Below are 8886 nucleotides of genomic sequence, written 5' to 3'. Positions count from 1 at the left end.
AGTGATAAGACGAGCAGTGACAGCGGGACAGACACGGAATCGTCTTCCAACAGTTCATCTGATGCAGCCATTGATTGACAGGAGCAGTGTTCGGTTAAAAAATAAGAACTTTTTTTGAAGAATGTACCTTCTTGTCTTGCCAAAATGGCGGGAAAGAGGTAAAATGAAAGAAATAGATTTTAGAGCATCTGCCTGTTTGGCAATGGCTTCGGCTGAGATGAGATAAAAATTACTTCACATAAAACGATGGAGGAGATCAAACATGGGTTTCGAGTTTGAAATGGATTATGATACCGTTGTCAATATTAAAGTCATCGGTGTTGGCGGCGGCGGCAATAACGCAGTAAATCGAATGGTTACCAGCGGCTTGCAGGGTGTAGAGTTTATTGCGGTTAACACCGATAAGCAGGCACTGAATCGCTCGGAGGCTTCTGTCAAGATTCAGGTTGGCGTGAAGCTGACCAAGGGTCAGGGCGCAGGCTCCCGTCCGGAGACCGGCCGCAAGGCAGCTGAGGAGAGCCGCGAGGACATCGCAAAGGCTCTGGAAGGCGCACACATGGTATTCATCACCGCAGGTATGGGCGGCGGCACAGGTACCGGCGGCGCTCCGGTTGTTGCACAGATCGCACGAGAGATGGGCATCCTGACGGTTGGCGTTGTTACCAGACCGTTTGGCTTTGAAGGCAAAAAGCGTATGGAGCAGGCAAATGCTGGCATTGAACAGCTGAAGGAGAGCGTAGACTCCCTGATTGTCATTCCGAATGAGCGTCTGAAGTATGTATCCGATCAGAAGATCAGCTTTAAGAACGCATTTGAAATTGCCGACAGCGTACTGCATCAGGCCGTTGCTTCTATTTCTGAGCTGATTACCGTTCCGGGTCTCATTAACCTGGACTTCGCAGACGTTACCTCTATCATGCAGGGCGCAGGCTATGCACACATGGGCGTTGGCGCTGCTACCGGCAAGGGCAAGGCTGAGGAAGCTGCTAAGATGGCCATTCAGTCCCCGCTGCTGGAGTCTTCGATCAACGGTGCACACGGTGTTATCCTGTCTGTCACAGGTTCTGAAGATATTGGGCTGGATGAAATCGAGCAGGCTGCAAGCATGATTCAGGCTGCTGCACATCCGGATGCACACATCATCTTTGGTGCTTCGATCTCTGAAGAGATGGCTGATGAGATCCGCGTTGTTGTTATCGCAACCGGCTTTGACAATCCGCCGGCAGCAAGACAGCCGCAGGCTGGACAGATGTTTGCAAACGCGCAGAAGCAGCAGCAGGCAGCTTTTGCCGCTCCGGCACAGGAGTTCGCCGCTTCGGCACAGGCATTTTCTGCCGCATCGGTTCCGCCGGTACAGCCGCAGCAGCCAATGCAGCCGCAGCAGCCGGTACAGCCGCAGGCAAGCGCATCGACCAATCAGGTTCTGGACGATGATGATCCGTTTACCGATATTATGAGAATTTTCAGCAAGTAATTTTGCTGAAAGGTTCGCGATTTTTCGCGTAAAAACAAGATAGAACAGGACAAGCCCTTCTTCTTCGGAGGAAGGGCTTTTCATCGGAATGAAATTTGACAGGGAGGTGTGCGCTGTGGTTGAGTATCTGAAGTCCGAACAGGGAAAGATTGTTCGTTTGGACAGTGCGTGTCCAGGCTGCTGGATCAATCTTATCAATCCGACAAACGCGGAGGTGGAAGACGTCATATCCTCTCAGGAGTTGGATGCGGGCTTTGTCCGTGCGGCGCTCGACCCGGAAGAATCCTCCCGTGTGGAACTGGAAGACGATCAGGCGCTGCTCATTGTAGACATCCCTGTAGAAGAGGAGAGCGACAGCATCACGCGCGATGTGCAGATGTATGCTACGCTGCCAATGGGCATTGTCGTGTCGGATCAGGTAGTTGTAACCGTGTGTTTGGAAGACACCAGCGTGACGCGGGATATTGCGTCCGGAAAAGTTGTGCGCGGGATTCAGACCGCGATGCGCACACGCTTTGTTTTCCAGTTGCTTTTGCGTGTAGCAGGTCGATTTTTGAATTACTTGCACCGCATTGAACGCAGTTTCAATGAAATTGAGCGTCGGTTATATGACAGCCAAGAAAATGAAGATCTGATGCAGCTGCTCGGTTTGCAGAAGTCTCTCGTCTATTTTTCCGCTTCCCTGAAAGGCAATGAAGTGACGATGGAAAAAGTTCTGCGCGGTCGTATCCTCAAGCTGTACGACGATGACCGCGATTTGCTGGAAGATGCCCTCATTGAGATCCGTCAGGCGATTGAGATGTCAGGTATTTATTCCACAATTTTGGCGGGCACGATGGAAGCCTATGCTTCTGTTGTATCCAACAATATGAATGACATTATGAAGGCGTTGACGGTTATCACCTTGATTATGACGATACCGAATATGGTCTTTGGTTTTTATGGCATGAACGTTTCCTATCTGCCGGGTGCGGTCAGCTTTGTTCCTGCCATCGTGTCGATTATCGCCTGCTTTATCGCGTGGCGTTTTCTCAAGAAACATAAGCTGTACTGATAACAAGGAGAATGTATATGACAACAAAAAAGATTACCTCTGTGGTATCGCTTGCCGGACTGCTCAAGAGCATCTTTGTTTCCGGCAGATTTAAGAAGGATCTGCCGATGCAGATTATCGATCCGAAGGGCAATCCGGTTTGTGAGATTCGCGTAGAAGATCCGGAACGTTGGATTCGCACCAATTATAAAGACAGCATTGCCTGCACACGCAAGCTGTGCACGCGCTCGCAGTGGGATAAGATGGATATTGTAGAGCAGGTCAAGCTGTGCGACTGCTGGGAAGCACTGGCTGTGATGGAATATCTGGATGTCGGCTATGATGAGGGCAACCGCTTCGAGATCGACGAGTACGAATGCTAAACCGTAGGCGGTGACAGGAATGTCATCGCCTTTTTGTACCTATCGAAAGGGGAAAAGTCTATGGCTGAAATGCAAAAAGAGAATAAAATGGGCACGATGCCCATCAATAAGCTGCTCATTACGATGGCACTGCCAATGATTATTTCTATGCTGGTCATGGCACTGTACAACATTGTAGACAGTATCTTTGTGGCACGCATCTGTGAAGATGCTTTGACGGCGGTTTCGATGGCGTTTCCCGTGCAGAATTTGATGATTGCCATTGCATCGGGAACAGGCGTTGGTATGAATGCACTGCTGTCGCGTTCTTTAGGTGCCAAGCAGCAGGAACAGGCGAATCATGCCGCGAGAAACGGCGTGTTCTTGGCAATTTGCAGTTATTTGGTATTCTTGCTGTTTGGCTTGACTGCCTGTGGTCTGTTTTTCCGTTCCCAGACGGATAATCCGGCTATTATTCAGTACGGTATGACATACATGGAGATCTGCTCGGTACTGTCGTTTGGTCTGTTCATTCAGATGGTCTTTGAGCGTATTTTGCAGGCGACGGGACGCACGATCTTCACCATGTGTACGCAGGGACTGGGTGCGATTATCAATATCATTTTGGATCCGATCTTGATTTTCGGCTTGTTTGGTGCGCCGCAGCTTGGTATTGCAGGTGCAGCCATTGCAACGGTTGCCGGTCAGATTATCGCAGCCTGTCTGGCGATTTTCTTCAATCTGAAATGCAACCCGGATATTCACTTGAATTTCCGCGGATTCCGTCCGAGCGGAGAAATCATTCGACGGATTTATGCTGTCGGTGTGCCGTCTATTTTGATGATGTCGATTTCTTCGGTCATGGTCTATGGCATGAACTGTATTTTGATTGCGTTTACTTCTACGGCAACGGCAGTATTTGGCGTGTATTATAAATTGCAGTCGTTTATATTCATGCCGATTTTTGGCATGAATAATGGCATGGTGCCGATTATTGCGTATAATTATGGTGCATGTAAGCCGGATCGCATCAAAAAGACGATGAAACTGGCAATGACCTATGCTGAGGTTATCATGCTGATTGGTTTTATCGCCTTCCATGTGATTCCAAGACCTCTGCTGTCTATGTTCAGTGCTTCAGAGCAGATGATGGCGTTGGGTGTACCGGCACTTAAGATTTTGTCTTGGAGCTATTTGGTTGCCGGTTTGTGTATCATTTCCTCTTCTGTCTTTCAGGCATTGGGCAATGGCGTGTATAGCCTGCTTGTTTCGTTTGGACGCCAGCTTGTTGTGCTGCTTCCGGCAGCGTATTTGCTGTCGCTGACCGGAAACGTAGATATGGTGTGGTGGTCATTCCCGATTGCAGAGGTTGCATCGGTACTGCTTTCTGCCCTGTTTATGCTGCGTATCAATAAGAAAATTCTTAAACCGATGGAAAAATAAAAATTTTCTACCACTACTTAACAAAAAGAAGTATTTATGGTATACTGAAAGAGTAAAACCGCAACGTTGCTGTGCGGGAAAATTAAATATTGTATTCCACAGTAGACGGGGCAGAGAGTACCAAGTGTATTCTCTGCCTTGTTCTGTCATGCTTGACAAGAAGTATCATGTGTGCTATTCTAACTATAGGCAAAGAGGTAAGTATGCCATATGTGGACACACATAACGAAAACCCCAGCAGGTGCTAGCTGCTGGGGTTTTCTATTGCTTTTTCGGAGCAATTAACCGCGGCTCATTACCGACAATCGCTTATCTATCGAGCCATTTGCAAATGTAGTACGCCACCACGCTTGCTGCGACAGACAGCACAAAAGAGGTAAGTACCTGCATAAGGGACACCCCCTCTCTGCTACAAGATTTGCATTAGAAGGGCGGTAACAAAACTATTATAACAGAGATTTGACAAATTTCAACAGCATATGAAAGACTTGGCGGAGCAATTCCTGAGATTGACGCCGTTTGTCAGCTTTGGTATAATTTTTACAGAATACAAACGAAAGGGGCGTTCGTCATGCTGGGACTGGAGCAGCGACTGCATCAATATGAACCGTTTTTTGGCGGCTGGTATCTGCGCGGCGAGATTGGGAGCGGCAGCTATGGCAGAGTATACCGCGTGGAAAACCAAAATCTATTCGGCGTGACGTACACGGCGGCACTCAAGGCCATTGAGATTTTGCCGGATGATAAAAATTTGCTGGATCAGCCGGAAACTTTGCGCAAAGCAGCATATGAAGAGGCGATGAGCGAAGTGGAAACACTGGCACAGCTGCGCGGGTTGAGCAATGTCGTCCATATGGACGATCATGCTGTATTTGAGATTCGAGAAAACGGCAGGTTGATTGGATATGATTTGCTGATTCGTATGGAATTGCTGGAAAATGTCGGCCATACGCTGCGGTATCACGGCGGCACGCTGTCTTCGATGGACGAAGTGAAAAAGCTGGGAAGAGATCTCAGCCGTGGACTGGTGTGCTGTCATCAAAAGGGAATTTTACATCGAGACATCAATCCCAATAATATTTTGCGCAATGCATTTGGAGATTATAAGCTTGGTGATTTTGGTATCGCCAAGCAGCTGCACGGTACCATGCACGCACAGACCGCCATTGGTACCAAACGGTATGTTGCGCCGGAAGTGGTGCGTCATAACGGTGGACAAGATGCTTATGACGCGCGTGTCGATATTTATTGTCTGGGATTGGTGCTGTATCAGCTGGCCAATCATGGGTATCTTCCATTTTTTCATGCAGATATGCCAAAAGAACAGTGGGAAGATGCTGTTGCCCGCAGATTATCCGGCAAAACGCTGCCGCCGCCTGCACAAGCGGATGAAGCGTTTTCCGAAGTGATTTTAAAGGCGTGTGCCTATCGACCGGAGGATCGCTATGCATCAGCACAGGAGATGTATGATGCCTTGCAGCGGCTTGCCTATCCACAGGAGCAGCAAGAAACAGCATTGGTTCCAGAACAGCAGACAGGGCTCCTGTATCGGATTGAACAGGCTGTGACTGCGACATCTGAGCTGCGCAGTGTGGCGGAAATTTTGCACTTGGTGCCGAAACAGCCAATCGTGCAAACAGATATATTGTCCGCGCGTATGGCAGCACGGCTGCCGGTATGGCGCATTCGCGCTCCGTGGTTTCCGTTTAATAAGCTATTGCTGCGTGAGTATCTTTCTATTGCTGAACGAGCGTTTGCAGGACGCAGAGACTTAGCTGTGCTCAAAACAGGCGGACGGATGCAGCGCATCGGCGCGGGCGCGTTTGCCCAGTGCACGAGCCTCAATGAGGTGCGCTGCGGCAGCGGATTGACAGAGATCGAAGAAAATGCATTTTCCGGATGCAGCAAATTGGTACGCTGTCAGCTGCCGGATACAGTGCATACGCTGGGCAGCAGTGTTTTTGCCAGCTGCACCTCGTTGGTGTCCTTGAATTTGCCGGATTCGCTGACCGAACTGCCGGAAAAGTTGTGCATCAACTGCCAGCAGCTGGGACAGGTCGTCTTACCACAGCATGTGCGCGCGATAGGAGAACGGGCGTTCAGCAGCAGTGGATTGGAAAAAATCGTGATGCCGGATTCCTGTATTCGGCTCGGCACTGGTGTATTTATGCATTGTAAAAATCTGCGATTTGTGCAGGTTTCTCTGAAACTAGCCATTATTCCGGAGGACTGTTTCTCCGGCTGTACGGGACTCAAACAGTTCGATTTGCCGTTTCGATTGACAGAGATTCGTGAACGTGCCTTTTACGGCTGCACGGGATTGGAACATCTGGTGATTCCGGAGGGAACGCGGCGAATTGGAGCGCAGGCATTTGATCGCTGTGAGCATCTGCACACCATTCGCATTCCAAGCTCTGTGCGGGAAATTGGAGATCGAGCGTTTGGAGAACAAGAGAAAAAGCTGTTTGGCAATGGAAAGCTGACAGTAATTGCCTCTCCTAAAAGCTATGCTTGGCAATACTGTAAGCAGCAAGGGATTCGCGTCAAAGCAAATTAAAGGAAAAGATTCTGTATGATAGAGAAAGCATACAGAATCTTTTTTTGATTAGAATTATAGGATTTCTTCCGGCTTCCAGACCAGTTTGCTGTATAAATCGAAAACGTCAGGCAGATATTTTTTCAGGGAAACCGGTCTGCCGGTCTTTCCAATAAAGCAGTGATCGGAAGTAGCGGTGCCGCACAGCTCATCGGTCTCAGCATCATGAAATTCATACGAGAGCGACATGCGTACCGGCGTGAGCTTGGTGACGCGCACGACAACGCGGCAGGTCTGACCGAAACGCATCATAGATTTGTACTGACAGTCGATGCCCAAAACAGGGATCGCGATGCCGTCTGCCTCCATGCGGTCATAGCCGTAACCAGCATCTTCCATGTAGGAAATGCGTGCTTCTTCCATCCAGTGGATGTAGTTGGCGTGGTGTACGATGCGCATTCCGTCGGTTTCATAGTACTGCACGCGGTGCAGATACGAATAGGTTGTGTCCATAATAGATACCTCGTTATATACATATCAGTGATTTTTCTTTCTTCTCTAGCATACCGCAAAAAGTACAAAAAGAAAAGCCCTCAATTTGCGTGGCGAAATATTATACAAATACTCGAAAATTGTGGAGAAAATTTGAATGATTTTCCGTGTTTTTGGGGAAAATTCTTTGTTTATAATTTACAAATCCGAAGAATTATATTATACTAAGTATAGTAACCTTCCAAACCGCCGCAGAATAGGAAAAATAGTGAAATGGAAAAGGCTGCGGCGATGTTGGGAAAAGGAGAGAAACATGATGGAGAAAAAAACAGTCAGACCTCGTACCCCGAAGACTGCAAAGAAACCGGAAGCACAGCCGTTTATTACGGAATTTGATCAGTATTTGTTTGGTCAGGGCGTACATTATGAAATTTACAAAAAGATGGGCGCACATACGGCTATGAAAAAAGGCAAGAAGGGCGTATATTTTGCCGTTTGGGCACCGGATGCGAAACGCGTATGTTTGGTCGGTGATTTTAACGGCTGGGATCGCGAAGCAAACCCGATGACTCGTCTTGATCCGCTCGGCATTTACGAGTTGTTTGTACCGAATATGAAGGAAGGCGCACTGTATAAATACGCTGTCACCGGTCAGGATGGCAATACGATTCTCAAGAGTGATCCGTATGGATTCAGTGCAGAGTTGCGTCCGGGCACAGCGTCCAAGGTCGCTTCGATTGAAGGCTTTAAGTGGTCGGACAATCGCTGGATTGATACGCGCACACAGTCCAACTTCAAAAAGGAGCCGATGGCTATCTATGAGATGCATCCGGGCTCTTGGAAAAAGCACGCACCAGAAAATGAAGATGATCCGGGATATTACAACTTCCGAGAGCTGGCTCCGGAACTGACCAAATATCTCAAGGAGATGGGATATACCCATGTCGAGCTGATCGGTGTGGCAGAGCATCCGTTTGACGGCTCTTGGGGCTATCAGGTAACAGGATATTATGCGCCGACTTCCCGCTACGGCACGCCAAAGGACTTTATGTATTTTATTAACTATCTGCATAAGCACAAGATTGGCGTTATTTTGGACTGGGTTCCGGCACATTTCCCGCGCGATGAGCACGGTCTGGCTAACTTTGACGGCAAGCCGCTGTATGAGTATGCAGACCCGAAGAAGGGCGAGCATCCGGACTGGGGCACCAAGATCTTTGACTATGGCAGAAACGAAGTCAAGAACTTCTTGATTGCCAATGCGCTGTATTGGCTGACCGAATACCATGTAGACGGCCTGCGCATTGATGCGGTAGCATCCATGCTGTATCTGGATTACGGCAAGCAGGATGGTCAGTGGGTAGCAAACCAATACGGTGAAAATAAGAATCTGGAAGCGATTGAATTCTTCCGTCATCTCAACTCGATTGTGCATCAGCGCAAGCCGGGCACGGTGATGATTGCTGAGGAATCTACGGCCTGGCCGATGGTTACCGGCGATCCGGAAAACGGCGGTCTGGGCTTTGACTTTAAGTGGAACATGGGT

7 protein-coding genes are annotated in these 8886 nt (G+C 48.7%); 6 read left to right on the top strand and 1 reads right to left on the bottom strand.

What is annotated here, in order from left to right; all coding sequences use genetic code 11:
• The first annotated feature begins 262 nt into the window (after positions 1-262).
• The 5 genes from ftsZ to ACR0P9_RS04000 all read left to right on the top strand — a co-directional run bounded on the left by ftsZ (position 263) and on the right by ACR0P9_RS04000 (position 6869).
• Complete coding sequence (gene ftsZ / locus ACR0P9_RS04020) at positions 263-1474, top strand: cell division protein FtsZ (protein ID WP_432617552.1); 1212 nt, start codon at positions 263-265, stop codon at positions 1472-1474.
• A gap of 115 nt (positions 1475-1589) precedes the next feature.
• Positions 1590-2528 carry a magnesium transporter CorA family protein gene (locus ACR0P9_RS04015; protein ID WP_432617550.1) on the top strand — a complete coding sequence of 313 codons (939 nt, stop codon included), beginning with the start codon at positions 1590-1592 and terminating at the stop codon, positions 2526-2528.
• A 17-nt stretch (positions 2529-2545) separates the two neighbouring features.
• Positions 2546-2890 (top strand): hypothetical protein, encoded by a 345-nt coding sequence (locus tag ACR0P9_RS04010; protein ID WP_432617548.1) that lies wholly within the window; start codon positions 2546-2548, stop codon positions 2888-2890.
• 60 nt (positions 2891-2950) lie between these two features.
• A complete protein-coding gene (locus tag ACR0P9_RS04005) occupies positions 2951-4312 on the top strand; it encodes an MATE family efflux transporter (protein WP_432617546.1) in 1362 nt (453 codons plus the stop codon).
• A 571-nt stretch (positions 4313-4883) separates the two neighbouring features.
• Positions 4884-6869, top strand: a complete 1986-nt coding sequence (locus tag ACR0P9_RS04000; RefSeq protein ID WP_432617544.1) for a leucine-rich repeat protein — start codon at positions 4884-4886, stop codon at positions 6867-6869.
• A 54-nt stretch (positions 6870-6923) separates the two neighbouring features.
• On the opposite strand, the gene ACR0P9_RS03995 is transcribed toward ACR0P9_RS04000, so the two are convergent.
• Positions 6924-7361: an acyl-CoA thioesterase gene (locus ACR0P9_RS03995; RefSeq protein ID WP_432617542.1), complete on the bottom strand. Its 438-nt coding sequence runs from the start codon at positions 7359-7361 to the stop codon at positions 6924-6926.
• 292 nt (positions 7362-7653) lie between these two features.
• Between ACR0P9_RS03995 and glgB the strand changes: the two genes are divergently transcribed.
• Positions 7654-8886 (top strand): 1,4-alpha-glucan branching enzyme (gene glgB / locus ACR0P9_RS03990; RefSeq protein ID WP_432617541.1); only part of this gene is annotated, 1233 nt, incomplete at its 3' end.

Origin of the sequence: Butyricicoccus sp., assembly GCF_050872565.1 — a bacterium.
Lineage (GTDB): Bacteria > Bacillota > Clostridia > Oscillospirales > Butyricicoccaceae > Butyricicoccus_A.
This window is presented reverse-complemented; position numbering and strand designations above follow the sequence as displayed.

Excerpts from the sequence above, each read along its gene's own strand:
- ftsZ (WP_432617552.1), top strand. The coding sequence starts at position 263 with ATGGGTTTCGAGTTTGAAATGGATTATGATACCGTTGTCAATATTAAA.
- ACR0P9_RS04010 (WP_432617548.1), top strand. The coding sequence starts at position 2,546 with ATGACAACAAAAAAGATTACCTCTGTGGTATCGCTTGCCGGACTGCTC.
- ACR0P9_RS04005 (WP_432617546.1), top strand. The coding sequence starts at position 2,951 with ATGGCTGAAATGCAAAAAGAGAATAAAATGGGCACGATGCCCATCAAT.
- ACR0P9_RS04000 (WP_432617544.1), top strand. The coding sequence starts at position 4,884 with ATGCTGGGACTGGAGCAGCGACTGCATCAATATGAACCGTTTTTTGGC.
- ACR0P9_RS03995 (WP_432617542.1), bottom strand. The coding sequence starts at position 7,361 with ATGGACACAACCTATTCGTATCTGCACCGCGTGCAGTACTATGAAACC.